The sequence below is a fragment of the Exiguobacterium sp. RIT594 genome (assembly GCF_003339585.1).
Taxonomy (GTDB): Bacteria; Bacillota; Bacilli; order Exiguobacteriales; family Exiguobacteriaceae; genus Exiguobacterium_A.
In genome coordinates this window covers 61811-88541 of record NZ_QPKF01000002.1, presented here as the reverse complement: position 1 = coordinate 88541, position 26731 = coordinate 61811, and the positions used below count along the sequence as shown (strand labels likewise).

Here is a 26731-nt window from a genome sequence, read left to right as displayed (position 1 = left end):
AAACGAAAATACCCGCTGTCCGGTCAACCGGATAGCGGGTATTTTGTGTTTACAGATGCGATTTTTTTCGTAAGACAAGAGATGCAAAAAGGAGCAGGTCCTTTAACTTCTCCAGTCCGCGCGGGTGACTGGAAATCCGGTACAGCCATTCGAGCTTCAACTTTCGGAAGACCTTCGGTGCCCGTTTGCTGTGACCTGACCAGACATCAAACGCTCCGCCGACACCGATGAAAAGACCGTGATCCACTTTGTCATAAACGGATGCGATCCATTCTTCCTGTTTCGGCGCCCCGAGGGCCACTAAAATCAAATCGGCGTCGGCTGTTTGAATGACTTTGGCAGCTTGTTCTTCCTTGCCGAATCCATGAAAGGTCCCAACGAACTGGATATCAGGAAAACGGATTGATAATTGTTGAATCAGCGACTTCATGACTTCCGGACGTCCACCAAGCAAGAAGACGCGTTTCTTTAAAGCATCGGCTGTCCGGAGCAGTTCACGAGCCGTCTCGATGCCGGGTAATGTCGCAGTGAGCGGTTGCCCCATCCGTTTACTGGCTGCCGTCACGCCGATTCCATCAGGCGTGATGAACGTTGCTTGTTGTAAAATATGCTTGTACGCGGGATCACGCAAAGAACGTAAAACCAGTTCGGGATTGGCTGTAACAATAAAGGCTTTTTCATTGTTGTGTAAAATCGTTTTAATATGGGTATACCAATTCGACGGTGTTGCGTCGACAAAAGGCAAACCAAATAACTGTGTTGTTTGAATCATCTTTATTCCACCTCATGTACCATCATAGCAGAATCAAGCCGGACGAACAGGGGCTTGAGACTGAAAAAAAGGAGCGAACGGGATGCATGCAGCCTGGCAGGAGATTTTAAAAGAAGAGAAAGAAAAAGACTACTTTATCCGGCTATGGGATTTCGTCAAGACCGCTTACCGGGAAACGACGGTCTATCCGCCGAAGGATCGGATTTTCCATGCCTTTGACGCGGTGGCGCCGCAGGATGTCCGCTGCGTCATCCTGGGTCAGGATCCGTATCATGGACCAAATCAGGCAAACGGGTTAAGTTTTTCCGTCAATGACGGGATTGCGATTCCGCCGTCTTTACGTAACATGTACAAGGAACTAGGATCCGATCTCGGATGTCCGTTGCCGACGACGGGTAATCTGGAAGCCTGGTCGAAGCAGGGGGTGTTTTTACTGAATACATCACTGACGGTTGAAGCAGGGAAAGCCGGTTCCCATGCGAAAAAGGGCTGGGAATCGTTTACGGATCGTGTCATCGAAGTACTTGGACAGCAGGAGCAACCGATTGTCTTCATTCTTTGGGGAAATCATGCGAAAAGTAAAAAAAGTTTGATTGATACCTCTCGTCACCTCGTCCTCGAGTCCGTTCATCCGAGCCCGCTTTCGGCGAGCCGCGGTTTTTTTGGCAGCCGGCCGTATTCGCAGACCAATGACTGGTTACAGCAACAAAACCGAACACCAATCGATTGGTGTCTTTCGTAAAACATGAAAAAACCAATTTACTCCACAAAGACGGAGTAAATTGGTTTTTTTGAATTGTTTAATCCATCATGAATTTTTCGATGACGAGGGCAATACCGTCCTCATCATTAGAAGCTGTCATGTACTGGGCTTTTTCTTTGACGGTATCGGCAGCATTCGCCATCGCGACACCAAGACCGGCCCATTCGATCATGGTCAAATCATTGTTGCCGTCTCCGCAGGCGATGACATCTGCCTGCTTGATTCCGAGACGTTCAGCGAGTAGGGCAAGACTTGTCCCCTTCGTCACACCGGCTTCCGTAAACTCGAGGAAAAATGGCTTCGAGCGAGCGACAGCAAGCTCACCGGCTAACTCAAGCTGAAGTTTTTGTTCGACTTCTGCTAAACGGTTTTCTTCCGCAAGCATCAAACATTTGACGACCGGTTCTGTAATGGCTGCTTTGAAATCCGGGACGATGATGACGTCCATTCCTGTCAGTTCCCCTTCAATTGTCGTGAAGCCGTTAGCGCGTTCCGTCAAAATTTCATGTCCGACATACGTGTGAATGTCGATGTTTTCCCGTTTACTTAAATCGTAGAGACGATGGACGGTTTCCGGAAGAAGGGTACTGGAGAAGAGAGACTCATTTGTTTTACAGTCGATGATGGAAGCTCCGTTAAAACTCAGGATATAACTGCCGTAGCGGGCAAGCTCCAACTCTTTTGCCAAATCGATCATCGCGTAAGTCGGACGACCGCTCGCAAGCACCACTTTTTTGCCGCGACGCTGTGCATCGAGTAACGATTGTTTTGTTTTTGGAGAAATCGTATGGTCGCTTGTCAATAATGTATCGTCAAGATCAAGTACAATCATTTCGTAAGCCATGAATATAAACCCCTTTCGAATATCTGTTACATCTTAACAAGTTGACTCTTCTTCCACAATATACTCTCGCTTGAAAGAGTGTGATAAAGTTTGAGAAGAGCATGTATGGAAAGGATTTAAGTCTGATGAAATATTTTGTAATTTTCTTATCGACCCTATATTTGGCAGGATGTGGTCTTACATTGCCTCATCCGGCTTCCTTACTTGAACACCCGGCGTTATCGGAATGGGAAAAATCATTAAAAACAAAAATTGAGACCGATTTGCCGACAGAAGCGGAAATCGTGGCTCCCCGGAATCAATCCATTTCAAGGCTGTATGAATTGATTGATTTGAATCGGGATGGACGTGATGAAGCCATCACCTTTTACCGGATCGAACAACGGGGGACATTTCAAATCAAGGTGCTGGTACATGAACGCCTGAAGAAAAAGTGGATTTTACGTGTGAGCCAGCCGATTGCGACAGGACGATCGATTGATCAACTGCATGTCATCCTCGATAAATCCAAAAAAGTGAATCAACTGATGATTGGTGTGACGAGTCTTGAAGAGAACACGGTCTATCTTCTGAAAGATTTGATGAAGCCGTCGATTAACACTACTAAAATCGATACATATGATCGATTGACGATTGCCGATTTGAATCAGGACCGACGTCAGGACATGGTATTGCTTAAAAAAGGACGGACGACGGAACTTGTGTATTATGAGGAAGCCTTGAATCCGACCAACCGGCAAAATGTCACATTGCCGGTCAAAGAAGGTGATTTATTTGCGGATCATGATCTGTTTGAAATTGATACCGTGAATCCGGCGAAGAAAAAAGGGATATTCGTTTCCTTTACCCGTGAGGCAAAAATGCATCTACTCGTCTTTCAACTTGAGCGAGCCCGGTTGACCTCGGTCCGTTGGGGCAAGACATCAGAAATCGTCGAGCCGATGTATACGTTCCCGAAAGATGTCGACCAGGACGGTGTCATCGAATTTGCGCATCAATACACGCCTGAAGGAAGCATCGGACGCGTGGCCGAAGAAAAACCGAGAATTACGGCCTATTACGCATGGAACGGCTCCGACGTGGAACCGTTTCTTGAAAGCGGCTTTGAGCTTCGGGAAGAGCAGTATATTGATCTCGAATACAATTTCGTCATGCGTTTTCCCGCAAACTGGGCGACACGTGAAACGATTGAGAAAAAGGACAATCGGGTCCGGTTCATCAACCGAGAGACCGGGACGATTGATTTTGAACTGGAGATCATTCCAAAAACTCAATATATCGCCAGTCATCGCAAGAAGAAAATTAAAGAAGGCATTGATTACGTGTATGTCATCTCTACCAATCAATCCTATGAAGAGTATGCTGCCAACGTAGCGCTCGTGGAATAAAGTAAAAGCAGGAGGAAGATAAGATGACTAAAATATTAGTGGCTGAGGATGAACATGCGATTCGCAGTTTCATCGTCATTAATTTAAAACGTGCAGGATATGAAGTGATTGAAGCGGAGAACGGACGGGAAGCATTGGACTACTTCGAACAGCAGACATTCGATATCCTGCTGCTCGATATCATGATGCCGGAAGTCGACGGATTCGCAGTTTGTGAACAAGCGCGCTCGAAAGATGAGGTCGTCGGCATCATCATGCTGACGGCACGGACGCGTGAAGAAGATAAAGTCATGGGACTGAGTGTCGGTGCGGACGATTACATCGCGAAGCCGTTCAGCCCGGCTGAACTGTTGGCGCGTATCCAGTCCCTGCTCCGTCGGGTCGAAACGCTCCGTCGCCGGAAACAACCGCGTGAACTCGTCTCAGGTCCTTTTCGCATTGACCTCGGAGCAAAGCGGGTCCAAAAGGCAGGGATTGATGTCGAAGTCACACCGACAGAATACGATTTATTGTGTCATTTCATTAAAAATGAAGATCAAGTCATGTCGCGGGACGAGTTGCTCGACGCAGTGTGGGGCGAAAACTACTTCGGAGACCGGAAGACGGTCGACGTCAACATTCGCCGCCTGCGTCAGAAAATCGAAGAAAATCCAGCAGAACCCCAGTTCATCGAGACGTTATGGGGACACGGCTATAAGTGGCGTAACGAAAAATGAAACGACAGATTTTGATGCGGTTCATGACGATTATTACGGTGACAGTGCTGCTCGTCATCGGAATCCTATCTTTCGTGACGTATAACTATTATTATGTGACGGCGACAGATGTCTTGAAACGGCATGCGAACGCAAGTGCCGTCTTATTTGCAAACAGTGGTCTGGCCTATGATTTTCAAGATTCAGAAGCAACGATTCATGATGTACTTGATTCGTATGCCTACACGGATGCGGAGATCGAAGTACTGGATGCGAAGGGGATTCCCCGTTATTCATCCACGGGTTTCGTCTCGAAGCGGAATATGACGAAACAGGAAGTGACACGTCTGCTGAGCGGGGGAACGATCACGAAACGTTACGATGATCCGGCAACAAATGAACATCTGCTTGAGGTGACGGAACCGATCGTATCCTTCGGACAGACGACAGGAGCACTGCGTTATACGACGTCGCTCGCTAAAATCGATCAACGGGTCATTGAAATTTGTCTGGCGATTCTCTTGTTGGGAGTCGTGATTTGGGGACTGGCCTACATTTATTCCTCCCGTCTCGTCTCGTCGATCGTTCGACCGATTCAGGAAGTCATCGGTGCATCCGATCAAATCGCCAAACAGCATTATGATGTTAAAGTTAATGAAGAATACACGTTCGAACTGGGTGAGCTTGCCCGGACGATCAACTATATGGGACAACAGATCAAACAACAGGAAACATTAAAAGACGAGTTCATTTCCGGGATTTCGCACGAGTTACGAACACCGCTCACTTCCATCAAAGGGTGGAGTGAAACGTTGTTGGCAGAGCCGGAACGATTGCCGGAAGAAGCATCGCTCGGGATGGGTATCATCCATTCTGAGACCGAACGGTTGATTTCTCTTGTTGAACAGTTGCTTGATTTTTCAAAACTCGAAACGAGCCGTTTAGTCTTATACCGGCAAGAAGTGAATTTGACGGAAGTCATTGAAACGGTGACGGCACAGCTCCGGCAAAAACTGGAGGAAAAAAATATTCGGATTATCCGTAAGTTACCGGCACAGGTAATCGGGTTGTACGACGAAAACCGATTGAAACAAGTTTTTTTGAATTTACTCGACAATGCCATCCGCTTTTCACCGGTTGACGGCGAAATTACGATTCGTCTTGTCCGTTCCGAACGTGTCCTCTTTTTATCCTTCAGCGATGAGGGTCCCGGAATTCCGAAAAATCATCTTCGTCACGTCACGGAGAAATTTTATCAAGTTCAAAAAGGAAAAGGGGGAACAGGATTAGGACTGGCGATTTGCCGGGAACTGGTTGAAGCGCATGAAGGAAAACTGTTCATCGATAATCAACCGGAAGGCGGAGCCATTGCGACGATCCTCCTGCCGGTCACGAAAGCATAACGGCAAAGTCAAATGAGAAGCGCTTTCGAAACTGAACTGGTAAAGTAAAATGAGAATCATGCTTCACAGCAAGACGAAACGAATGGAGGAATCAGTCATGGCACTTGGCGTATCGAACGGCAGATTAAGTCCGCTTACAGGGAAACCGAACGCGGTATCGACACAGACGGATAAAGAAGCGTTGAAAATGACACCTTTACCGTTCAACGGAAATCTAGCAGAATCAAAATTTCAAATCATGCGGGTTCTTCAAAGTCTTGACCGGGTGACAGTAGTCAAAGAAGATTCAACGTACATTCATGCGGTCTTCTCAAGTAAGGTACTTCGTTTTAAAGATGATGTTGAATTTTACTTCGATGAAGCTTCGCAAAAAGTCCATTTCCGCTCAGCTTCCCGTGTCGGCTACTCCGACTGGGGCGTCAACCGCAAACGGATGGAAGACATTTCGGCACGATATAAGGAGGCTTCCCGATGAAAAGTTATCAGTTGGTCGTAATTGGTGGCGGAGCAGCCGGAATGACGATTGCGGCCGGTGCAGCCAGTCTTGGTGCGCACGTCGCATTGATTGAACGGCATACACATTTAGGCGGAGACTGTTTGCATTATGGTTGTGTCCCGTCAAAAGCGTTGATCGAAGCAGCGCATGACGTCCATGTCATGAAGCAGACAGCAGCCAAGTACAATATGACTTTGAACGGGGACGCGGTGTACAGCAAAACAAAAGCAAGCGTCGATCGTGCCCGGAACATCATCCAGTCGCATGATGGAACGAAACGCTTCAAAGATCTTGGTGTTGATGTCTATATCGGTGAAGCCAGCTTCTTGAGTGCCAATGAAGTCGAAGTGGCGGGACAACTGGTTGTTGGTGAAAAATTTGCGATTTCGACTGGTTCTGAACCGATCATTCCGCCAATCGAGGGTCTTGATACGATTCCGTACTTAACGAATGAAACGATTTTTGAACAAACAGAACGCCCGGAACGATTACTTGTCATTGGCGGTGGAGCGATTGGTCTCGAATTATCGCAAGCCTATGCCCACCTCGGAACGGAAGTGACTGTGATTGAGGGTGCCAAATCCTTGATGCCAAAAGAAGACCGCAGTATGGTCGAAGTATTGCAACGCCAAATCGAACAGGAATTGACGCTCCATCTGGATACGACCGTCACGAGTGTCCGGAAAGCTGCAAAAGGAATCGAAGTCACGGTCAAATCCGGCGAAGAATCCCGTGTCATTGAAGCGGATGCCGTACTCGTTGCTGTCGGCCGGAAGCCGCGGATTGACGCGTTACGTCTTGATCGCGCAGGTGTTCACGTGGAGAAGGGTTATGTTCAAGTCGACGCTTCCCTTCGGACGAACCAACGCCATATCTTTGCTGTCGGTGATACGATTCAATCGTTACCGTTTACGCATGTGGCCGGTCTTGAAGGAAAAACAGTCGTCACGAACGCGTTGTTCGGATTGCGGACAAAACCAGATTACCGCGCCGTTCCATGGGTGACATTTACGACACCGGAACTGTTCCACCTGGGACTGACAGAAGAAGAAGCACGTCAAAAATACAGCGACATCAAAGTCTATGAAACCGGACTTGATGAAGTCGATCGGTTTGTCATCAACGGCCGGACGGAAGGTCGTGTTAAACTGATTGCCGATAAACGCGGAAAACTGATTGGTGCCCATGCCATTGGTGAGCAGGCCGGCGAATGGATGCAGGAAGTCGTGTATGCGATGGCGCGCAAAGATAAGGTCGGTCAGTTATCCCGTGTCGTTCATCCGTACCCGATTCGTGGGGCGGCGGTCCAACGTGCGGCTGATTTATACTGGCGTGAACGTCTGTTTGACGGTCCATTACCAAAATGGTTAAAACGATACTTTGATTGGAAACAAGGAGAATAATACATGCAACAATCTGCTAAAAAACGTAATTTCGTTCCGGTCGTCATTCTTTTGACGCTCGTCATCAATCTGTTGGTCGCGCTGTTGTTTTTTGCGCCGCCTTTACAAGTCGGTGACGGGTTTGACTGGACGCTGCTTCCTTTTTTAAATGCCATCTTCAACAGCTTTACCTTTATGTTGTTACTCGGTGCCTGGATTTCGATTCGCCGGGGCAACCGGATCAATCACCGCCGCTTCATCGGCGGTGCCATGACGACGACGACATTATTCTTGATTTCGTACGTGACGTATCATGCTGTCAGTGAATCGACGAAATTCGGAGGGGAAGGATTTGTCCGTCCCGTCTATTTCTTTATTCTAATTTCGCATATCATTTTAGCAGCGGTCATCGTTCCGCTCGTCTTGATGTCGCTCGCTCATGCATTGAATCAAAATTTCGAGAAACATAAGAAGTGGACGCGTTTTACGATGCCGCTTTGGTTATACGTCAGTCTGACGGGTGTCATCGTCTACGTGATGATTCGCCCGTACTATTAAAACAGCATATCAAAACAGGCCCATTCCGATTTTTCTCGGAGTGGGCCTGTTTCGGTCTTCGGATCGTCGTAGAGCAAGGGAGGTTACGGCTTGACCTTCGTTTCATCTAAGACATTTTGTGCCTTGATGTCAATCAGTGGACGGATCAAGACTTCAACACGACGGTTTTGGCTCCGACCGTTTTCCGTATCATTCGAAGCAATCGGTTGATACTCTCCGTAGCCGCTGACCGTAAACCGTTTTGGAGCAAGCTGTGGATTCCGCTGAAGGGCACGCATGAAACTGATGGCCCGTTCTGCGCTGAGTTCCCAGTTCGACGGATACTGAACGGTATTAATCGGAATGTTATCCGTATGACCCGAAACCTGGATTTGACGCTGTCCTGCTTTGACAAGCAGGGTACTCATACCTTGAGCGATTTGAATCGCATCCCCTTTTACATCGGCTTGGGCAGGAGAAAAGAGGGCCCGGTCACGGATCGTGAAGACAAGTCCTTCATTCGTGACTTCGACTTTGATATCTTTCTCAAGCTTCTGCTGTTTGATGTAATCATTGGCTTCTTCTTTGATCTTTTCGAGCTCAGCGATTTCGTAGCTTTGTGCTTTTGTTCGGGCATCCGTTTTTTTCGAATCCTCTTCTTCCTGTGAGGTCGATAGGGAACTGTTCGTAATCATGCCGGAACCACCGTTGAAGACAGAACTGAACGATTGGGACATGGCTTTTAGTTTGACGGCATCGACGTTACTCGAAGCGAACAGCACGATGAATAAAGCGAGCAATAATGTCAGGAGATCGGCGTAAGGAATCAGCCAGCCTTCAGAGATGTGTTCATCATGCGGCTTCTTTTTCCGTTTCATACGTCGCACGCTCCTTCGGTGTCAGATAGACAAGTAACTTATCCTCCAGGTTTTTAGGAGATTCTCCGTTCTGGATGGATAAGATTCCTTCAATCATCATTTCATAGAGTTGGATTTCAGTAGCTGACTTTTGCTTTAGCTTCGTCGCAAACGGGAACCAGAGGACATATCCTGTAAAAATCCCGAACAGCGTTGCGATGAAAGCACCGGAAATCGCGTGACCAAGCTTTTCGATATCGGATAAATCGGACAGCGCAGCGACGAGGCCGACGACAGCTCCGAGTACCCCGAGAGTCGGGGCATATGTACCGGCCTGCGTGAAGATGTTGGCATTCGCATGGTGTCGTTCGGTCATGTTTTCAAGATCGCGGGTCATAACGTCTTCGACATATTCTGACGGTTGACCGTCAATGACCATCATGACGCCACGGCGCATGAACGCATTATCGACTTCTTCCAGTGCCGTTTCAAGTGACAATAAACCTTCCTTTCGAGCCTGTGTCGAAAGGGTTAAAAATTGTTGAAGCAACGTTTGTTTTGTCATCAATTGCTGTTCAAAGAAGATGACTTTAAACAAAGCAGGGATGATTTTTAAACGTTCCTTTGGAAATGAAATCATGATTGCTGCCGCTGTACCGACAAAAATGATGACGAGTGCCGCGGGGTTCAGCAATGCAATCGGGGAGGCCCCTTTTAAAATCATTCCTCCGACCAGGGTGATGAGCCCCAGTATAATACCAATAATCGACACGATATCCATTTCATTTGTGCCACCTTTCCCATGTTGTCTGATCGTGAACGAAAAAATAAAAAGAGCAGAAGAGGCGTCTTCTGCTCGGAAATCCAAAAACCGAGAATCACGCGCCGTTTTCATCGATAAGCAATTGAATGCTTTCGTTTCGTTCGTCACGTTCTATATCGGTTAATACATCGTATTTTTTTAATGCAATATACAATTCGTTTAGAATTGATTGATCCACGTGCAACGATAATAACTCCTCGAATTGATAATATAGCTGTGCGGGCATCCATTGCGATTGGCGTTCAAGCCTTCGCGAGACATCTTCAATCGAATGGTCAGCCGTCCTAGGGTCCACTGTTTCCCTCAACCTCCTTTTATGATTAAACGTCGACTTTTATCTATTTTACCAAAAAAAAACGAAAACGTTTAGCAGATTGCAGATTTAATTGAACTATCTCCACCTACACTTCACTAAGAGATGGAAGATTCCTGAGTTATCCGACCTAGCGGTCGAAACCTGATCAGGCTAACCCCGTCGTCCCGACGGTTGAAGAAGCTAAGATGCGTTCTGCTTCTTGTTTGAGATTCTGTCCTGCATTCACATCACGATCGTGGTGGATGCCGCAAATCGGGCATGTCCATTCACGTAAACCAAGATGTTTCACGTCTTTGTGTTGATGGCCGCAACTCGCGCAGAGTTGGCTGGAAGCAAAGGTCTTTCCGACCTTCACGACGGTTTTCCCGTACCAGTCCGCCTTGTATTCTATCATAAGGAAAAACTTCGACCAGCTGACGTCCGAGATGACCTTGCTCAACTTCCGATTTTTCTGCATGTTCTTTACCTGCAAGGTCTCGATTCCGATGACGTCGTGGTTTTTGACGATCTCGGTGGATACCTTGTGCAGGAAGTCGGTTCGCTTGTTGGCAATCTTTGCGTGGATACGGGCGACCTTTCGTTTCTGCTTCTGGTAGTTCTTCGACTCGGAAAGTTTCACTTTTTTATTCAAGGCCATGCGCTGGCGACGAGAGAGCTTACGTTGCTCGCGCGCCAGTTTTTTCTCGAGCGAACGGAAGTAGCGATCGTTCTTGTATACCGTACCATCCGACAGGATGGCAAAGTTTTTCAACCCGACGTCTACGCCGACGGATGAACCGGTCTTCGGCAGTTCGTGGATTTCCTGCTCGACGAGAAGGGAAACAAAATATTTTCCAGACGCGTTGCGTCGGATTGTGGCGTTCAAGATACGGCCTGTGATTTGTCTCGAGTTGGCGAAACGCACCCACTTCAGCTTCGGAAGTTTGAGCTTGTTGCCGACGATTGAGACCTCAGGAAGCTGGTTCTTTTTCTCGATATTGGTCTTGTAGGATTGGACGGGATTGCGCTTCGATTTGAATCGAGGCCGTTCGTTCTGCTTCTTGAAGAAGCGGTCATACGCATCGGTCAGGTGCTTGACGCTCGATTGAAGCGAATGGCTATCGACTTCTTTCAGCCAGTCGAACTCTTGCTTCAGCATCGGGATTTCTTTCGAACAAGAACCGTAAGACAGTCCTTTTCCAGTGGTCTTGTACAATTCATCCCACTTCGCCAAGAAGTGGTTGAAGATGAAGCGCGAACATCCAATCGTCTTCGCGATCAGAATTTCCTGCTCTTTTGTCGGGTAGATTCTGAATTTGTAGGCCTTATGCTTCAACATGATTTTCACCACCTTGAAAGGTATTATACCCGAAAGGGAGGGGGGCGATTCACCTCCCACTTTCACTTCGTTTAGAAATGGGAGTACTTTCGCCTAATTTATATAGAACAAATGTTTTTGAGGGAGTATGATAGATGCAATTGGGTCATTTCATTTAGGAGGAGTACGAATATGTTTTCACATAAAAGACGTTCACGTCTTGCGAAGTTCGGCCGGCTCGGAGAACTGATTTACCATCAGTTATTCGATAAGCCGGCCCGGTTCATTGCGACCGGCTTTACCTTGACCATCTTACTCGGTGGTTTTTTACTGTGGTTACCGGTGTCTCAACAAGCAGGACAGGATGTGTCGTTCATCAACTGTTTGTTCGTCGCGACCTCGGCCGGGACTGTGACGGGGTTATCGCCGATTAATATTGCAGAAGCGTACAACTTGTTCGGGCAAATCATTTTAATGCTATTGATTCAGGTCGGAGGACTCGGATTCATGACGATTGCGCTTGTCCTATTAAGCGTAACGGGACGAAAGATTGGTATCCGGCAACGGATCATCATTCAAGAGATGTTTAATCTCGACAGTCCGGGCGGGACCATCCGTCTTACCCGTAACATCATCCTGACGACCGTCGTCGTTGAATTGATCGGGATGCTGTTGATTGCCCTCGACTTATTCATCCAATATAAGTATACGTTCGGCAAATCACTGTATTATGGACTGTTCCATGCCGTATCGGCCTTCAACAATGCAGGCTTTGCATTATGGGGCGATAACCTGGCCGGTTTTCAACAGGATACGACTTTCATCCTGACGATTGCTGCGTTATTGATGATTGGCGGACTCGGTTTTACCGTCATTGCGGATATTTCTGCGAAACGGAGTTTTAAGAAGATTTCCTTACATTCGAAACTGATGGTATTATCACTTGTCGTCATCAATGGACTTGGGGTCCTCGCGATGATGATTTATGAATGGGTGTCGCACCTCGGATCGCTTCATGACAAATCCTTTTTTGAAGCATTGCACATCGTCTTCTTCCAAGTCGTCACGACGCGGACAGCCGGTTTCCAGACAATCGATTTAACAACGATGGTTCCGTTATCAATCGGATTGATGATGGTCTTGATGTACATCGGGGCAGGATCTGCTTCGACGGGATCCGGAATCAAGGTCACAACGGCAGCTGTCATCTTAAAAAACGTCTGGACGTATCTGCGCGGACAACGGGAGACGGTCTTGATGCGACGGACGGTTCGGCCGCAGGCGATTCAAAAAGCTTATGCGATTGCCATATTTAGTCTCCTGTTCATTGCTTTGATCACGACGTTGCTTGCGTTGTCACAACCGAACATTTCTTTTGTCGGCTTGTTCTTCGAGACGGTATCCGCATTCGGGACAGTGGGTCTGTCATTGAATGTCACAGCGGAATTAAATGACTTCGGGAAAGCCCTGATTATGTTTATGATGTTGCTCGGTCGGGTCGGATCGTTGACGATTCTGTTTACGTTTGCCGCTCAACACGATCGCTTGATTCGTTATCCGAAAGAAAATATGTTGATTGGCTGATGTTCAACAACAGCCAAAAAAAGTGTCCTCCATCCCGTATTGACCGGGATGGAGGACACTTTTTTAATGGGCGCAGGATAGGCGTTCTGAAATCGGTCGGATAACAACCCGTGAATCGGTCATCCGATCATCGCGCGTCATCCGGTTATCTTCGATAATCTGCCACTTTGAACCATGGAGGATGTTCAAAGCTGTCGCGATTTCAAAAAATGAATGACTGGAATTCCCGTTTGCCAGATAAAGACCGGGTGTATAGGTCGTGACAATCGTGTACAGCGTCTGTGCCGTATCTTCTAGAAAGGCACAGGAAGGATACCACTGTGTACTGGCAGGAATCGGACCGGGAACAGCGTGGCGTTCCAAATAATCAATCATATTGTTGGAGCCGGCTGCCTGTCCGATCTGCCAACCGATCCGGACGATGTAGGCGTCGGGATTGACCGCTTGAATCAGACGTTCGCACGTTCGTTTGTAAGCCCCGTACTCATCCATTGCTGCCGGTACGACCGCAGGGTCGTGCGGTCCTTTTTGATCGTCGGAATAGACGGAAGCCGTACTTGTAAAAAGAAACGGAATGTTTCGTTCGAACGACAGTCGTGCAAGTGTTTCGGCGAATTCAGCCGGACCCATCCCGATATGCAGCAACAGGTCGGGTTGAACACGATCGATGAACGCTTCCATGACGGCAGGATCAGTCGTTGAGACGACAGACCGGTCCCAGGCGGTGATCTCGTAGTGATGGGAACGGAAGACGTCCGCGAGGACAGGAGCGACCGTTCCGTTCATACCTGTGATTAAAACGTTCATAGTGTTTCTCCTATCTGTGAATGTTTTGTTTTGTAATAGGCGACAAGGCGAGGAATCAGTTCCGCTAAATCTGGGCAGATGATACCAGTCCCGTCCAAATCACGCAATGTGTTACTCGTATCATACCGGGCAGGATGCACGAAGTAGTCAAGCGTCTGCCGCTGCATCTGCAAGCGTTTGGCGACGCGTGGTGTCAGCAGTGATGTGACGAGACGAAACGGGACGATCCCGCGTGGATAGGACCCGTAATAGACGACGTGCAGCATTTCGTAAATTGCCCGGGCACCATGCGGGAATGGGTCTGTCAGATGATAAGTCGTTCGAACGCCTGCCGGTGCATGACTGAGATACGTCGTCGCATTGACGACATAATCATAAGGAACCAGATTGACGAGTGCATTCGCTCGTCCGGCATAAGGTAACGGCGCAAATCGACTCAGTAACCGTAAGGCATTCAGGACGAAATAAACACCGTCCCATTTGGGTGTTTCACCGGTCTGTGAATGTCCGACGACAATTCCGGGACGGATGATCGTATAGGGTAACGTTCCGACTTCTTCACGGAACCGTACCTCCGCGATGTATTTCGTTTCTTCGTAGGCATTTTTAAAGTCTGCCTGGTGCGCTAATTCATTTTCGGAGATGGTTCCTGTTCGAAGACCGGAAACGTATGCGGTACTGAAGTAGACATAGCGCTCCAAGTGGACGAGGGTATGTGCAAGACGTGTCACATGAGACGTACCGGTGACGTTAATCCGAAAAGCAACATCGTAAGCAGTCGCCAAATCATACAAGGCAGCGAGATGGAAGAGATGGGTGACGCGATGGGACAGCTCCTGCCGAATCGAATCAGGCAACCCCAGCCCCTCTTTCGTGATATCACCTTCCATTAAAATCAACTGTTCTTCCTTAAGGGGGGTCGTCCGTAAAAACTGTTCTTTCTGCAAAACGGCGCTCGCATGTTCATGTTTAAGATGCAACAGATAAAAACAGTCAATTTGTTCTGGAACAAGGGCCAAGCGTTCGATCAGCTTCGTTGCCAAAAAGCCGGGAAATCCCGTGATTAGATAAGTTCGATTCATTTTTTTTCAAAATCCTTTCGTGGATCAAGCTCCAATACAATCGTGAACGTCGATCCTTGATTTAATTCCGATTCGACAGAGATGGCACCTCCATGGGATTCGATGATTTCCTTACAGATGGCGAGTCCTAAACCGGTTCCGCCGATTTTTCGGACGGCTGAATTGTCGACACGATAAAATTTCGTGAATAATTTTTCAAAAGCGGTTGACGGAATCCCGAGCCCGTAATCGGTCACGCTCAAGATGGCCTGGTCTGTTACTTTCTCCAAACGGACATCAATATGATCGGAGGCGGGCGAATATTTGATGGCATTGGATAACAGGTTAATGATGACTTGTTTGACTTTGTCCTCATCGGCAAAAATTACGATCGGATCATCATCCATTGTGGCGTGGATCGTATGTGTCTCTGCCGTCTCGCCGAATGTTTCAATCGTTTCTGCTAAAAGTTGACGTAACGAGAACGGTTTGAAGACATAGTCTTGTTTGCCGCCTTCCATTCGTTGAATGTCTAAAAAATCATTGAGAAGATTGGTTAACCGTTTGGCTTCTTCGTGAACGATTTGAATATACCGGGTTGTCTTTTCAGGTGTCGGTTGTCGGTAACGCAACAGCTCCATGAAACCAAGGATGGACGAGAGCGGTGTCCGTAATTCATGGGAGACGGTGCTGATCAATTCATCTTTGACGTGATCCATTTTCTGTTCTTCCGTCCGATCACGAAAGACGAACAAAAAGCCGTGACGAGAAAAACGATTGCGTTCTTTTTTGATGGACGTCGCATAAAATTCAAAGTAATGATGACTGGATTCGTCTGGCTGCTGCAATGTGAAGCGGAAGGAAATCTCGGAGTGTTTCCCTGCCAATAACTCTTCGACTTGCTGTAGCATGGCGTAACGTGTTGCTAAATCGAGATTCGGAATCATGCTGATCCGCTCCTGGATTTTACTTGGTGCGATACCCGGTACATCCAGTAGTTTACGTGCTTTGACATTCATATAGGCGAAACTGCCGTCTTCCTCCGTCAATAAAAATCCTTCATTGGAAGCTTGGAGAATCGATTGAGTAATATCCCGTTGGCGCATGATGGCATTTTTTTCACGTTCCAACATTTTTTCTATTTTTTTTCGTTCGCTGATGTCACGGACGACAGCAACGCGCATCCGGGTTTTGTCATGTGTGATTTCACGAGGGAACACTTCGATTTCGACAGAGGTGCCGTCTGCCCGCCGTCCGATGACTTCATAAGGTTCTTCATAATGAGTCGTAATTCGGCGAATGACGGATTCTTGAAACTCGGGTTGGATAAAGTCTAGAATCCGGTGTCCTTTCATCAGTTCAAGTCGGGTCCGGAAAATGATCTCGGCTGCCCGGTTAGCATCGATAATGACTCCATCATCGTGAAAGATGACGGCTTCAAGGACGGATTCGGCAATCAGGCGGAACCGTCGTTCACTTTTCACGAGATGCCGCTCGACTTGTTTTTGAGAACTGATATCTGTAATGAACAAGAAGAAACCGCCATTTTGAAGACGTGTCATGTACAAGCGACCATAAAACCGGGAACCGTCTGTTCGATGATATGTCCAGTCGTTTTCTGTATCCCGGCCGTGTAATAAGAGGATATCCTCGTCGGACAGGTTTTTGAGATTCAATTGTTCGAGGTGTTGTTTCCGGAGTCGGAATTCTTCCGGATCATGGATCGAAATCGGTGTCATCTCCCGAGGCAGTGCGGCAGGATCGACACCGAACATCGTCCCGGCTGTTTCGTTGATGGCCGTGATGCGGAAATCCGGATCCGTCACGAGAACAGCGGCATCGATGGTTGAGTCCAGTAATTGATGGAAATCAAGAGACTGGATTGTCACTAAAAAGAAATCCGTTTGTTCGACTGGAGAAATCGTCAACGTGTAAGGGAGAGAAACGACCTGAACCCGGTTTGAAATCGGGAAAAGTGTGTCTTCCAATAAAAAGAATGAAGAAAGCGATGTATCAGCTGATGACAGCCGGAACTGTTTATGAAATGCAGGATTCGCAAAGTCGATGATACCGAAACGATCCACTAGTACAACAGGCTCTTCAAGAGCACGCAACGTTGCATGAATGACTCTGCTGGAAGAAGGAGATGAATGTTCTGCCATGAGCTGCCTCCTTAAAAGAAATGAACGATAAACGGATGTGTGTAAAAAAGTCAGCAGGGTGACGTATTCTCTATATATTCTCCGTCTCGTTACGTCGTTCCTATCACCTGCGCAAGAGAAGCTTGAATTTAGTATGATGAATTCAGAGAACAATCCTGATTAAAGAGGGTATCACACAGAATCAGATGGACGGATTCAGAAGGGTGGAGACAGCACGATGCAAAAACAGACAAAACGAAGAATGATTGCCTTCTTATTCGCAGTGAGCGGGGGAGCCGCTGCTTATTTTTTTTCGAGTTCTTGGGAACCTTTAATCTTGATTGTCAGTATAGTAGGGTGTACACTCTTTTTAATCCTTTCATTCCTGACCCCGTCATTAGCAAACCGGTTGGACCGGATGGAAGGACGAGAGTTTGAGGAATGGTTGGTCGAGCTTTTTGAAAGAGCCGGGTATCGTGTCGAGTTGACACCGGCCTCACGTGATTTCGGAGCAGATTTATTGATAGAAGACGCACAAGGGTATAGGATTGCGATTCAAGCGAAACGATATGGTTCGGTCGTCGGACTCGAAGCCGTTCAACAAGTAGCGGCTGCCGTCCCGTTTTACGGGATGGATGAAGGATGGGTCGTGACGAACTCGACTTATACGGAAGCCGCCTATCGTCTGGCAGAACCGAATCGGGTTCGGTTGGTTGATCGGAACGAATTACTGGAATTTGCTCATGAAATTGGCTTTCGCTAATGTTGTCGAATGATTGTCGACAAAAGGGGGTTGTCAATTTGTTCAAACGGTGCAATAATCATTTTCGTTAACGAAATATCAGTCAGATAAAGAAAATCAAAATTATATGGAATGTCTAAATATACTGGGGACGAAATACCAGCACTTTTTAGCAGTGAGAGGAGAATTTCTGTTGCGCAAAGTTGTCTATGTGCAGGGTTGCGTTTTTTCGCAAGGTCATGCCGCGATTTATGATGAATCCCACCAAATGATTGGTGCGGTTCAACACGACGAAACCGGTCGTGTCCAAGTAATGAATGGTGAAGGTAGAGGGGTAGCGTTTGGTAAGTTCATCCCGACATGCAAGAAATGGGTCGTGATGAACCATGATGGTCAAGAAGTAGGTCAAATGCGTGAGAAATTTTCACTCTTCTCGAAGAAATGTGAGTACAACGTTTACGAGCGCGGTACGTACACGATTTCCTTCGACCTGACAAAAGGAAAATTCTCAGTACGGAGTTCAGCGGGAGAAGTCGTCGCAGAATTGCTGCAAGACGGCGATGAATACCGCCTTGTCAAAGATGCGGATAAGCTTTCGATGTACGAATTACTCTCGGTTCTAAAAAGCCTGACGAATAACGTCAACTATAAGTCACTTACAGCAGTTTAAAACAAAAAAGATGTCCGGCCATCGCTTTGATGGTCAGACATCTTTTTTTGTTAAGTTTGTAAGACATGTTGAAGACGTTGCTTTGCTTCATGCGTCAGGTGCGATATACGGCGTGCATAGAGGCAGAGCTGGAGAACGTGGACCGTTTCAGGGCGGTAAGCGTTAATACGCTCTAAGGACCGTCTCAAGCGTTTTTCCGTTAACTCGATTGGACCGCTTGTTTCCGCATGTTGAGTATACACAAGATAGAAATCGAGCGGACTGATCAAGTCATCTTCATCGATGTTTGGATTCTTAAAGACGATCGTCAATAATTCACGTGTTTCTTCCAGTGAAAACAAATGCTTTAAATCATCAAGTAAGTAAATGATGGCAGCCTGGTTAATGGAATACTTTTTACCACGGTGCGGAACACCGATGATGTCGCGGACTTCACGTTTCGTCCAATTTTGAATCGTCGTTGCCGACATATGTTCCCCGATCAACGCATTGGCAAGGTGGACGATTTCATTGATGGACAAACCGTTTTTGGAAGGGTCAAACTGTTTGAGGCGGGTCATTACTTTCGGCAGATCGGCTTCCTCTTCAGATACGAGTGTTCCGATTCCTTTGCCTTCTTTTAAACGAAGCAGGCAACTGGATAACGTTTGTACAGCTTGAGCATCATACATGCAGAATACTTCCTCTCTAGAACGTCATTTGACCTTATGTTAACAAATGGAGGTTCGAAAGAGCAAACGCCAATCGAACGAAGTACAATGAAACTATCAGAAAAAGGGGGATTCGTATGGAGTGGATTGCGGCAATTGGAACAATCGTCATCGTTGGAATCGTCTTAGCTCTTCTCGAATGGACGGGAAAGAAATTGCAGGTGCAACCCGAGACGATACGGAAGTGGATTCATATCGCGGTCGGGCACTGGGTATTCTTAGCACTCGCTTGGATGGAGCATTGGTATGTCGCCATCACACCGCTGCTTTTTTTCACACTGATCAATTTGATTACCTTGAAACGAGGAACCGGACGAATGAATCAAGTGGAACGGGTTTCGTATGGAACCGTGTATTATCCGATTGCCTTGGCCCTGCTGGTTCTGTTCTTTTTCGAACAGGAACCGATGGCGCTTGTCGCAGGAAGCATGGTCCTTGCCTGGGGAGACGGATTAGCCGCCCTCATCGGAAAACGCTTTGGGAAAACATTCTACACCCGTGGAAAAATCCGTCGTTCATTCGAAGGCAGCATCGCGATGTTTTTAGCATCTTTTCTCGTATTGACAGTGACATTTCTATTTTATGAAGAACCGACCTGGCTTGCGGTCAGTTACGGCTTTTTACTGGCCAACATTGCGGCCTTGATTGAAGCGGTCTCTTACCGGGATACCGATAATCTGTTGATTCCACTGACAATCGGAGCCCTTGTCGCATTCGCCTTGTAAATTACGGACGGTGCAACAGGCGACGCATGAAATACCGGGACCGGATTGTCAGGTAGAGCGGAATGGACCGGATTCCAGCATGACGATACGTCAAGTCGCGGCAAATCGTATTAAAAACGGACCGGTACATCCGATCTTTCGTCTGATCGTAGACGGCCGCCCACATGCTGTGCTCGACCATCAGGGAAAGCATGGAATCGAGCCGGAAGACGGTTGCTTCATCCGGTTCGCCGTCCAGTGCCTGATGGAATAACTCATAACGCATTTCCGCATTGTTGGCGGCAATCGCATGGAACACCATATCGTGGTGGTGTTCCGGAATCTCGAACAGCAGTGCGTAAAGAGACTCCAGCACATGTTCGTCATGCCCGGGCATCGATTGCATCATATCGATGGTCATCAAGGTTCCTTCTCCACCGGGACCGATTTTTTTCAGATATTGGAGGGCATGAGACGCGGCCTCGCCGAAAAATTCCCGCTCGTGATAATGAACGGCTAAATGACGGTGCACACTCGGCTCCTCCGGAAAAAGCGACAACGCATCCAGGAAATGCCGTTCAGCCTCATGCTGAAAATTTTCGACTTCACTCATCAAACCGAGCAGCAGGTGCGCCCGGACATGATCGCCGGTTTCGGCACGTGCCTGTTCGAGTTGCCGACGTGCGGCTGAAAAGTTTTGTTCGTGAAAGAAGGCATAGGCTTTAGCAATCCCGGGAAGCGGATGCCCAGGGTCCAACTGGTGCAGGCGTTCAATTTTTTGCTGAAACAGCTTGGGTTCGAATTCAGACGTCAAATGAGACAACAGATCAAGTTCTGCGAAGGGAATCGTAATCTCATTTGATTGTGCATGTAACGTATGGATCATGTGAAAACCACCTTATGTCGTGTGATATCTTCATAATAATGGAAAGAGAAGACAAGAAACAGCCCATTGCTGAAGCAACGGGCTGTTTCTTGTCTTTAGCAGATAGGCTTAAGCGTGTAGATGAAGCACATCTTCCACCGATTTGTACGTGTATCCAAGATCGCGGGCAACCGCTTCGTACGTGACGAATCCTTGGGCAACATTCAGACCTTTTTCAAGAGCAGCGTTTTCGGCAAGTGCGCGGTGCGTGCCTTTGTTCGCAAGCTCGAGTACATAAGGAAGTGTCGCGTTCGTCAAAGCGAGTGTCGATGTGCGTGGAACTGCACCCGGCATGTTGGCGACCGCATAGTGAACGACACCGAACTTCTCATATGTCGGATCATCGTGTGTCGAAATACGATCGACTGTTTCGAAGATTCCACCTTGGTCGATTGCTACGTCAACGATGACAGAACCCGGCTTCATCCGCTCGACCATTTCAGCCGTGACAAGTTTCGGAGCTTTTGCTCCAGGAATCAAGACGGCACCGACAACGAGATCACTTTCAGCGACAGCTTCTGCGATCGTATACGGGTTTGAAATCAATGTGTTGATTGAATTACCAAAAATATCATCGAGTTGACGAAGACGTTCCGGACTGACATCGATGATTGTTACGTCTGCACCGAGACCAACCGCAAGTTTCGCTGCGTTTGTCCCGACGACACCACCGCCGATGACCGTTATTTTACCCCGACGGACACCCGGAACACCTGCAAGCAGGATTCCCATGCCGCCATGTGGTTTTTCGAGGAACTGAGCACCGATTTGCGATGCCATCCGACCTGCGACTTCGCTCATCGGTGTTAAGAGTGGTAACGTCCGGTTTTTTTCGACCGTTTCGTATGCGATGGCTGTAATTTTTGAATCGACGAGCGCACGTGTCAACTCAGGTTCTGCAGCCAGGTGAAGATAGGTGAACAATGTCAGTTCCGGCCGGAAGTATTGATATTCCGAAGCAACCGGTTCTTTTACTTTCAGTGCGAGTTCAGCAGTCGCCCAAACTTCAGCCGCTGTCTCGATGATTTGTGCCCCTGCTTGCGTGTACTCTTCGTTTGTAAAGCCGCTCCCCATACCAGCAGTTGTTTCAATGATGACCGTATGTCCTTGACCCGTTAATGCTGCTACCCCAGCAGGCGTTAACGCGACACGGTTTTCATTATTTTTGATTTCCTTTAATACTCCGATGATCATAAATGCGATCCCCTTTCGCGAATAAACAAACAGTGTGTTACTTCTCCTTCAGTATACGAGAAATGAAAGCGTTCTACTTTATCGGCGATTTCAAAAATACAAGCAATCCTTTGTGAAAAATCACAAAGGATAACGGTCTGCTTTTAGGTACAGGTAAAGAAGGGCACGTTCCGGAAGTGACTCCATCCGAATACCGGCTTCTTCTTCGATTCTTCGCATCCGGTACAAAATCGTATTCGGGTGGACATGCAGGTGGGAAGCGACCTGTTTGACGTTTCCATCATAATGGAGGAACCACTCCAACGTTTCGCAAAGGGAAGCGGCATGCTTCTCGTCATAGGAACGCAAGCGTTCGATTTCTTCCAAGCGGACAGTCCTTCTGCGTAACCGTTCGGAAAAAATCGGCAACAGTTGAAACAGACCCAGACGTTCATATCGTGTAACCGTGCTGAGTTCAAACGGAAAAGCATCTTTTAACCGGAGAACGATGCCGGTTTCTTCATACCGTTCCGGAATCGACTGGACGCCGGTAAACACTTCACTGCTGGCAGAGATGAAGTTCGTGTAATTAAATCGTTCGGCGAGCATCTGCCGGAACGACTGGATGAACGCATCGAACTGCAGTCGTTCATGATGGGCATCTTGATCGTTTGTGCTGATCCACAAAATAAAATCAGTCTCATCGTACGCGTACAAAAGCGGTCGGACGGTTTGCTGGATAGTCAGCAAATAGCGTAACCGATCCGCGAGACGCGGCGTGATGGCTTCTGAAAACCGGATGACCATCAGACGGCTGATTCCGGGTGGCGCAACATGTAATTTAGAGAAGGTCTTTAAAATTTCCGATTCGGGCATGTCTTCATGCAGCAGTTCAAAAAAGAATTGTTCCGTTTTTTCTTCCTGGCGTTTCTTTTGCATATCGATCGCGAGCAATTGCCGTTGGGCCAGCAAAGCTCCCTTTTTTAAGTCGGATAACTCCGTTTCCGAAAAAGGCGTACTGCGGGCAATCGACCAAATGTACCCTAAAATTTCTGTATCTTGCTTGATCGCAATCGCGACACGGTCATTCAAACCGACACCTGTACGGGCTGAAATGATCAACGGTTCATCTTGTGCCGCAAGATTCTGAATGACTTCGTCTTTCCACAGTTGATCAATGACCGATTCAGGAACGCGTCGCCCGATAATCGTTGCAATCCGGGCCGGGTCCGTATCGGCAGTATGTGTACTATAAGCAAGCAACCGGTGATTCCGGTCCTCGATCGTAATGGGAGCACTCAGTGCGACACCAATCGCTTCCGCTAAATCCTCAAGGGAATGATACGTCGCTTCCAACATAAAAATCAGACCTTCTTTCTCTTTTAAAAATACTGTTGAAGTAAGTATATCTTTGGTTGTGTATAAGAACAAAGAGTTTTCCGATAAGTTGTAAAATTTAACAAATTATAAAGAGTGGATGAATATGAAAACCAGGCACAAAAAAACCTCCCGACAGTTAACCGGATTTACCGGGGAACTGTCGGGAGGCGAAATGATAGGCAGAATCAGCGTCGAACAGACCGTCTCCGGCTGTAAACGACGAGTGTCAGCAAGAAGATAAGACTAAGGGCAATCAAGACAATCAGTGAAGCCGTATTGAAATGAAGGACTTCGAGAAGAACGCTTGTTGCAACGGTCAGATAAAAAATGCCGAGATATTTTTTGACGAACGGGCTGTCGAAATGCGCCAATTGTTTGGCCCCGATCGGCGCACCGAGTAACGCTCCGATGATCAACATGACTCCGACGAGGAGATCGACATCGGTACTTGCAACCGTATAGTTGACGAGACCGGACAAGACGATCAGTAAGGCAGAAGCAATACTTGTTCCGACTGCGCGCTTCAACTCATATCCGGCGATACCGACGAGTAACGGTGTAATGATAAAACCACCGCTGACACCGAGCAACGACGAGATAAATCCGGCAAACAGTCCGATAAATCCAAGCGCCAGATAACGGTTTTTCCAACCGGTCTGTGATCCGGTCGTTGTTTTGGGACGTAAAAATTTATTGGCGAAGTACAGGAGCAAACCGATATACACGATTGAGATGACGAGATGGGCACCGTTTACTTCTTCTAAGCGAAGAACGATTGGCGTTGCGATGGTAGAACCGATGATCCCGACGAGACCGACGACCAGACTGTCACGCCAGACCACATTTTTAAGGCGCAGGTGCGAGAGGGTACCGGATACGGTTGAACCGAGCGTCAACATTAAGCTGGTCGCGATGGCGACGCTCGGGGCAAAACCGAGAATCAGTAAAAGCGGTGTTAAGATGATGCCGCCGCCGATTCCGAAGAAACCGGAGATGATACCAATGAAAAAGCCGAGCGGTAAAAAATAATAAAATTCCATTTGAGACATTCCTTTCACGTTCTTTCATACGGTTAGTATGGCAATCCATTCGCAAAATGTAAAAGGGAACGGCTCCTTCAAGGGTGTTGAAGGAGCCGTTAAGGGGATTATTCTTTTGATGCCGCAACTTCAGTTGCTGTATCAATACCGGTATTGGCTTTGACAAGAATACGTTCGAAGTTACCGGCCACTTCGTCCGATTTTGTAACAAGTGTTCCGACGATCGCACCTAGAAAACCAAGTGGAATCGAAACAATTCCCGGATTCGACAGTGGGAATAACGCTTCCCCGACGAATAAGGCTGAACCGTCGACTGCCCAGATATTTGGACTGAGCGCGACGAGAAGCAGTGAAGAGAAAAGACCGACGACCATACCTGTGACAGCTCCGCCAGTATTGAAACGGCGCCAGAAAATCGTCAGCAAAATGACGGGCAGGTTAGCACTGGCTGCAACTGCAAAGGCCAATGAAACAAGGAAAGCGACGTTCATTGATTGTGCAAATAACGCCAGTACCATCGAAACGAGTGCGACGGCAATGGAAGCGAGGCGTGCAGCCGTCATTTGTTCTTTTTCCGTTGCTTGTCCTTTACGCAGGATATGACTGTAAAAATCATGAGCAAAGGCGGAAGCAGCCGATAAAACCAGTCCGGCCACAACGGCAAGGATGGTCGCAAAAGCAACAGCCGCAACGAAGGCGAACAGTAAGTCTCCGCCAAGCGCCTGCGCAAGGAGAGGTGCCGCCATATTACCGGCTGCATTCGCAGCGATGATGTCATCTGCTCCAACGAAGGCAGCGGCTCCAAAGCCGAGGAAAATCGTTAAGATATAAAACGCACCGATGATCCAGGTCGCATAAACAACGGATTTCCGGGCAGTCGGTGCATCTTTAACCGTAAAGAAGCGGATTAAGATATGCGGCAAGCCGGCTGTTCCGAGAACAAGTGCCAAGTTTAAGGAAATCGTATCGAGCGGTAACTTAAACTTATTACCGGGATTCAAGAAGGAGTCACCGAGCGGTGTGGCTTGTTTCACTTCCGAGAACATCTTCATGATCGAGAAGTCGAATTTAGCAAATACCATGAAGGAAATGACGGCTGTACCGGCCATCAACAAAATCGCTTTGATGATTTGCACCCATGAGGTGGCCGTCATCCCGCCAAACACAACGTACACAGTCATCAGAATACCGACGATGATGACACTTGTCGTATATGGAATTCCGAGTAACAACTCAATCAAAGCACCAGCTCCGACCAATTGCGCAATCATGTAGAAAATGGAAATAACAATCGAGTTCATCGCTGCGACACCCCGAACTTTCGAGGCATTAAAACGGGCAGCAATCATATCAGCCATCGTGTATTTTCCTAAGTTGCGCAACGGTTCGGCAACGAGATAGAGAACAACAAGATAGGCAACGAGAAAACCGATCGAATAAAAAAATCCGTCGAATCCGGCCAGGGCGATCATTCCGGCAATTCCGAGGAAGGAAGCCGCAGACATATAGTCACCGGCAATGGCGATACCGTTTTGAGCACCGGTCAAGCCACCGTCCGCAGTATAAAAATCATTCGCCGTCTTTGTTTTACGGGCAGCGAAATATGTAATGACGAGTGTTAACCCGACAATCGCAGCGAATAGGGCGACAGCGGTATAGTTCATCGTGATTCCTCCTTGATCTGTTCGACCAATCGATCAAACGAACGTGCTTTTTTGTTATAAAGCGTACAAAACGTCCACGTCATGATGAACTGCAGGAAAGCAAATAACCAAGCCCCTGTGATATCACCAAGTAATGGCCGATTCAAGAAGGTAAAATAGCTGGTCATGATGGGAAGCGTAAAATAAAAAATGAGACAAAATACAATGGCCGGTAAGATGAATGCATTTTTTTCGCGCATCAATTGTTTAAACGATGCACTTTCTACGATTGTCTGGGCAGAGCGTGTCGTTTCCGTCTTCGCTGTTTCAGATACCTGGTGCATGAGACGCCTCCTTTGAAAATGAATTTAAATTCATTATAGAGACAGTTCCTTTGGAAAATCTATCCTAATTTAGAAGGGGGAATTCGAGATATTATATTAATATTGGTCTTACCATTTTATTGTAAGCGTTTTCAATGTTGAACAAAATGTGAACGTTATTTTAAAAACATATTAATATGAAAAAATGATTCAAAAGTCCTGCCTGGAAAAATAAAGGGAAATGAATAAAAAACG

27 protein-coding genes are annotated in these 26731 nt (G+C 47.4%); 11 read left to right on the top strand and 16 right to left on the bottom strand.

Translation table 11 applies throughout. The annotated features are described in order from the left end of the window. Positions 1 to 49: 49 nt before the first annotated feature. A complete protein-coding gene (locus DVG79_RS10335; protein ID WP_114596658.1) occupies positions 50 to 772 on the bottom strand; it encodes a WecB/TagA/CpsF family glycosyltransferase in 723 nt (240 codons plus the stop codon). Positions 773 to 854: 82 nt separating this feature from the next. On the opposite strand from DVG79_RS10335, the gene DVG79_RS10330 reads away from it, so the two are divergent. Next, positions 855 to 1514, top strand: coding sequence for a uracil-DNA glycosylase (locus DVG79_RS10330; RefSeq protein WP_114596657.1), 660 nt, complete (start codon positions 855 to 857; stop codon positions 1512 to 1514). Between the two features lie 58 nt (positions 1515 to 1572). On the opposite strand, the gene DVG79_RS10325 is transcribed toward DVG79_RS10330, so the two are convergent. Further along, positions 1573 to 2379, bottom strand: coding sequence for a Cof-type HAD-IIB family hydrolase (locus tag DVG79_RS10325; RefSeq protein WP_114596656.1), 807 nt, complete (start codon positions 2377 to 2379; stop codon positions 1573 to 1575). Between the two features lie 125 nt (positions 2380 to 2504). Here DVG79_RS10325 and DVG79_RS10320 point away from each other — a divergent pair, with 125 nt between their 5' ends. The 6 genes from DVG79_RS10320 to DVG79_RS10295 all read left to right on the top strand — a co-directional run bounded on the left by DVG79_RS10320 (position 2505) and on the right by DVG79_RS10295 (position 8301). Beyond that, positions 2505 to 3767 (top strand): hypothetical protein, encoded by a 1263-nt coding sequence (locus DVG79_RS10320; RefSeq protein ID WP_233494587.1) that lies wholly within the window; start codon positions 2505 to 2507, stop codon positions 3765 to 3767. A 23-nt stretch (positions 3768 to 3790) separates the two neighbouring features. Beyond that, on the top strand, positions 3791 to 4483 hold the full coding sequence (locus DVG79_RS10315) for a response regulator transcription factor (protein WP_114596654.1): 693 nt from the start codon (positions 3791 to 3793) through the stop codon (positions 4481 to 4483). Then, positions 4480 to 5865 carry a sensor histidine kinase gene (locus DVG79_RS10310; protein WP_114596653.1) on the top strand — a complete coding sequence of 462 codons (1386 nt, stop codon included), beginning with the start codon at positions 4480 to 4482 and terminating at the stop codon, positions 5863 to 5865. The genes DVG79_RS10315 and DVG79_RS10310 overlap by 4 nt, the downstream gene beginning before the upstream one ends. 97 nt (positions 5866 to 5962) lie before the next feature. Next, a complete protein-coding gene (locus DVG79_RS10305; protein WP_114596652.1) occupies positions 5963 to 6340 on the top strand; it encodes a DUF1499 domain-containing protein in 378 nt (125 codons plus the stop codon). Then, entirely contained in the window at positions 6337 to 7764 is a 1428-nt protein-coding gene (locus DVG79_RS10300) for a dihydrolipoyl dehydrogenase family protein (RefSeq protein WP_114596651.1), read from the top strand. Before DVG79_RS10305 ends, DVG79_RS10300 begins: the two co-directional genes overlap by 4 nt. Before the next feature lie 3 nt (positions 7765 to 7767). Further along, positions 7768 to 8301, top strand: a complete 534-nt coding sequence (locus DVG79_RS10295) for a DUF420 domain-containing protein (RefSeq protein ID WP_114596650.1) — start codon at positions 7768 to 7770, stop codon at positions 8299 to 8301. An 83-nt stretch (positions 8302 to 8384) separates the two neighbouring features. On the opposite strand, the gene DVG79_RS10290 is transcribed toward DVG79_RS10295, so the two are convergent. The 4 genes from DVG79_RS10290 to tnpB all read right to left on the bottom strand — a co-directional run bounded on the left by DVG79_RS10290 (position 8385) and on the right by tnpB (position 11594). Continuing rightward, positions 8385 to 9158, bottom strand: a complete 774-nt coding sequence (locus tag DVG79_RS10290) for a flagellar motor protein MotB (protein ID WP_114596649.1) — start codon at positions 9156 to 9158, stop codon at positions 8385 to 8387. Then, positions 9133 to 9918 (bottom strand): flagellar motor stator protein MotA, encoded by a 786-nt coding sequence (gene motA, locus DVG79_RS10285; protein ID WP_012371742.1) that lies wholly within the window; start codon positions 9916 to 9918, stop codon positions 9133 to 9135. Before motA ends, DVG79_RS10290 begins: the two co-directional genes overlap by 26 nt. Before the next feature lie 97 nt (positions 9919 to 10015). Next, on the bottom strand, positions 10016 to 10255 hold the full coding sequence (locus DVG79_RS10280) for a hypothetical protein (RefSeq protein WP_012371741.1): 240 nt from the start codon (positions 10253 to 10255) through the stop codon (positions 10016 to 10018). A 166-nt stretch (positions 10256 to 10421) separates the two neighbouring features. Beyond that, on the bottom strand, positions 10422 to 11594 hold the full coding sequence (gene tnpB / locus DVG79_RS10275; RefSeq protein WP_114596648.1) for an IS200/IS605 family element RNA-guided endonuclease TnpB: 1173 nt from the start codon (positions 11592 to 11594) through the stop codon (positions 10422 to 10424). Positions 11595 to 11765: 171 nt separating this feature from the next. Between tnpB and DVG79_RS10270 the strand changes: the two genes are divergently transcribed. After that, positions 11766 to 13157 carry a TrkH family potassium uptake protein gene (locus tag DVG79_RS10270; protein WP_114596647.1) on the top strand — a complete coding sequence of 464 codons (1392 nt, stop codon included), beginning with the start codon at positions 11766 to 11768 and terminating at the stop codon, positions 13155 to 13157. Positions 13158 to 13220: 63 nt separating this feature from the next. Here DVG79_RS10270 and DVG79_RS10265 read toward each other — a convergent pair whose 3' ends face one another. From DVG79_RS10265 to DVG79_RS10255, 3 genes are read right to left on the bottom strand one after another with little or no spacing between them, the layout of a single operon-like run. Continuing rightward, positions 13221 to 13964 carry a sugar nucleotide-binding protein gene (locus DVG79_RS10265; RefSeq protein ID WP_114596646.1) on the bottom strand — a complete coding sequence of 248 codons (744 nt, stop codon included), beginning with the start codon at positions 13962 to 13964 and terminating at the stop codon, positions 13221 to 13223. Continuing rightward, complete coding sequence (locus DVG79_RS10260) at positions 13961 to 15046, bottom strand: SDR family oxidoreductase (RefSeq protein ID WP_114596645.1); 1086 nt, start codon at positions 15044 to 15046, stop codon at positions 13961 to 13963. Before DVG79_RS10260 ends, DVG79_RS10265 begins: the two co-directional genes overlap by 4 nt. Next, entirely contained in the window at positions 15043 to 17187 is a 2145-nt protein-coding gene (locus tag DVG79_RS10255) for a PAS domain-containing sensor histidine kinase (protein ID WP_114596644.1), read from the bottom strand. The genes DVG79_RS10260 and DVG79_RS10255 overlap by 4 nt, the downstream gene beginning before the upstream one ends. Before the next feature lie 217 nt (positions 17188 to 17404). On the opposite strand from DVG79_RS10255, the gene DVG79_RS10250 reads away from it, so the two are divergent. Then, positions 17405 to 17929 (top strand): restriction endonuclease, encoded by a 525-nt coding sequence (locus DVG79_RS10250; RefSeq protein ID WP_114596643.1) that lies wholly within the window; start codon positions 17405 to 17407, stop codon positions 17927 to 17929. Positions 17930 to 18101: 172 nt separating this feature from the next. Next, the gene (locus DVG79_RS10245) at positions 18102 to 18578 is read left to right on the top strand and encodes an LURP-one-related family protein (RefSeq protein ID WP_026827182.1); all 477 of its coding nucleotides are present in this window, start codon (positions 18102 to 18104) and stop codon (positions 18576 to 18578) included. A gap of 50 nt (positions 18579 to 18628) precedes the next feature. Here the strand turns inward: DVG79_RS10245 and DVG79_RS10240 are convergent, their stop codons facing one another. Further along, positions 18629 to 19249 (bottom strand): DUF1836 domain-containing protein, encoded by a 621-nt coding sequence (locus DVG79_RS10240; RefSeq protein WP_114596642.1) that lies wholly within the window; start codon positions 19247 to 19249, stop codon positions 18629 to 18631. 116 nt (positions 19250 to 19365) lie between these two features. Between DVG79_RS10240 and DVG79_RS10235 the strand changes: the two genes are divergently transcribed. Beyond that, on the top strand, positions 19366 to 20013 hold the full coding sequence (locus DVG79_RS10235; protein ID WP_114596641.1) for a diacylglycerol/polyprenol kinase family protein: 648 nt from the start codon (positions 19366 to 19368) through the stop codon (positions 20011 to 20013). A gap of 1 nt (position 20014) precedes the next feature. Here the strand turns inward: DVG79_RS10235 and DVG79_RS10230 are convergent, their stop codons facing one another. From DVG79_RS10230 to DVG79_RS10205, 6 genes are all read right to left on the bottom strand, one after another. Beyond that, positions 20015 to 20878 carry a tetratricopeptide repeat protein gene (locus tag DVG79_RS10230; protein ID WP_114596640.1) on the bottom strand — a complete coding sequence of 288 codons (864 nt, stop codon included), beginning with the start codon at positions 20876 to 20878 and terminating at the stop codon, positions 20015 to 20017. Between the two features lie 108 nt (positions 20879 to 20986). Next, entirely contained in the window at positions 20987 to 22111 is a 1125-nt protein-coding gene (ald, locus tag DVG79_RS10225; protein ID WP_114596639.1) for an alanine dehydrogenase, read from the bottom strand. A gap of 120 nt (positions 22112 to 22231) precedes the next feature. After that, on the bottom strand, positions 22232 to 23449 hold the full coding sequence (locus DVG79_RS10220) for a PucR family transcriptional regulator (RefSeq protein ID WP_114596638.1): 1218 nt from the start codon (positions 23447 to 23449) through the stop codon (positions 22232 to 22234). Between the two features lie 206 nt (positions 23450 to 23655). After that, the gene (locus DVG79_RS10215; protein WP_114596637.1) at positions 23656 to 24510 is read right to left on the bottom strand and encodes a sulfite exporter TauE/SafE family protein; all 855 of its coding nucleotides are present in this window, start codon (positions 24508 to 24510) and stop codon (positions 23656 to 23658) included. 107 nt (positions 24511 to 24617) lie between these two features. Beyond that, positions 24618 to 26174 carry a solute symporter family protein gene (locus DVG79_RS10210; protein WP_114596636.1) on the bottom strand — a complete coding sequence of 519 codons (1557 nt, stop codon included), beginning with the start codon at positions 26172 to 26174 and terminating at the stop codon, positions 24618 to 24620. Further along, entirely contained in the window at positions 26171 to 26497 is a 327-nt protein-coding gene (locus DVG79_RS10205) for a DUF485 domain-containing protein (RefSeq protein WP_114596635.1), read from the bottom strand. Before DVG79_RS10205 ends, DVG79_RS10210 begins: the two co-directional genes overlap by 4 nt. Positions 26498 to 26731: the final 234 nt, after the last annotated feature.

Coding starts and splice junctions, on each gene's coding strand:
- DVG79_RS10335 (WP_114596658.1), bottom strand. CDS start 772: ATGATTCAAACAACACAGTTATTTGGTTTGCCTTTTGTCGACGCAACA.
- DVG79_RS10330 (WP_114596657.1), top strand. CDS start 855: ATGCATGCAGCCTGGCAGGAGATTTTAAAAGAAGAGAAAGAAAAAGAC.
- DVG79_RS10325 (WP_114596656.1), bottom strand. CDS start 2,379: ATGGCTTACGAAATGATTGTACTTGATCTTGACGATACATTATTGACA.
- DVG79_RS10320 (WP_233494587.1), top strand. CDS start 2,505: ATGAAATATTTTGTAATTTTCTTATCGACCCTATATTTGGCAGGATGT.
- DVG79_RS10315 (WP_114596654.1), top strand. CDS start 3,791: ATGACTAAAATATTAGTGGCTGAGGATGAACATGCGATTCGCAGTTTC.
- DVG79_RS10310 (WP_114596653.1), top strand. CDS start 4,480: ATGAAACGACAGATTTTGATGCGGTTCATGACGATTATTACGGTGACA.
- DVG79_RS10305 (WP_114596652.1), top strand. CDS start 5,963: ATGGCACTTGGCGTATCGAACGGCAGATTAAGTCCGCTTACAGGGAAA.
- DVG79_RS10300 (WP_114596651.1), top strand. CDS start 6,337: ATGAAAAGTTATCAGTTGGTCGTAATTGGTGGCGGAGCAGCCGGAATG.
- DVG79_RS10295 (WP_114596650.1), top strand. CDS start 7,768: ATGCAACAATCTGCTAAAAAACGTAATTTCGTTCCGGTCGTCATTCTT.
- DVG79_RS10290 (WP_114596649.1), bottom strand. CDS start 9,158: ATGAAACGGAAAAAGAAGCCGCATGATGAACACATCTCTGAAGGCTGG.
- motA (WP_012371742.1), bottom strand. CDS start 9,918: ATGGATATCGTGTCGATTATTGGTATTATACTGGGGCTCATCACCCTG.
- tnpB (WP_114596648.1), bottom strand. CDS start 11,594: ATGTTGAAGCATAAGGCCTACAAATTCAGAATCTACCCGACAAAAGAG.
- DVG79_RS10270 (WP_114596647.1), top strand. CDS start 11,766: ATGTTTTCACATAAAAGACGTTCACGTCTTGCGAAGTTCGGCCGGCTC.
- DVG79_RS10265 (WP_114596646.1), bottom strand. CDS start 13,964: ATGAACGTTTTAATCACAGGTATGAACGGAACGGTCGCTCCTGTCCTC.
- DVG79_RS10260 (WP_114596645.1), bottom strand. CDS start 15,046: ATGAATCGAACTTATCTAATCACGGGATTTCCCGGCTTTTTGGCAACG.
- DVG79_RS10255 (WP_114596644.1), bottom strand. CDS start 17,187: ATGGCAGAACATTCATCTCCTTCTTCCAGCAGAGTCATTCATGCAACG.
- DVG79_RS10250 (WP_114596643.1), top strand. CDS start 17,405: ATGCAAAAACAGACAAAACGAAGAATGATTGCCTTCTTATTCGCAGTG.
- DVG79_RS10240 (WP_114596642.1), bottom strand. CDS start 19,249: ATGTATGATGCTCAAGCTGTACAAACGTTATCCAGTTGCCTGCTTCGT.
- DVG79_RS10235 (WP_114596641.1), top strand. CDS start 19,366: ATGGAGTGGATTGCGGCAATTGGAACAATCGTCATCGTTGGAATCGTC.
- DVG79_RS10230 (WP_114596640.1), bottom strand. CDS start 20,878: ATGATCCATACGTTACATGCACAATCAAATGAGATTACGATTCCCTTC.
- ald (WP_114596639.1), bottom strand. CDS start 22,111: ATGATCATCGGAGTATTAAAGGAAATCAAAAATAATGAAAACCGTGTC.
- DVG79_RS10220 (WP_114596638.1), bottom strand. CDS start 23,449: ATGTTGGAAGCGACGTATCATTCCCTTGAGGATTTAGCGGAAGCGATT.
- DVG79_RS10215 (WP_114596637.1), bottom strand. CDS start 24,510: ATGGAATTTTATTATTTTTTACCGCTCGGCTTTTTCATTGGTATCATC.
- DVG79_RS10210 (WP_114596636.1), bottom strand. CDS start 26,174: ATGAACTATACCGCTGTCGCCCTATTCGCTGCGATTGTCGGGTTAACA.
- DVG79_RS10205 (WP_114596635.1), bottom strand. CDS start 26,497: ATGCACCAGGTATCTGAAACAGCGAAGACGGAAACGACACGCTCTGCC.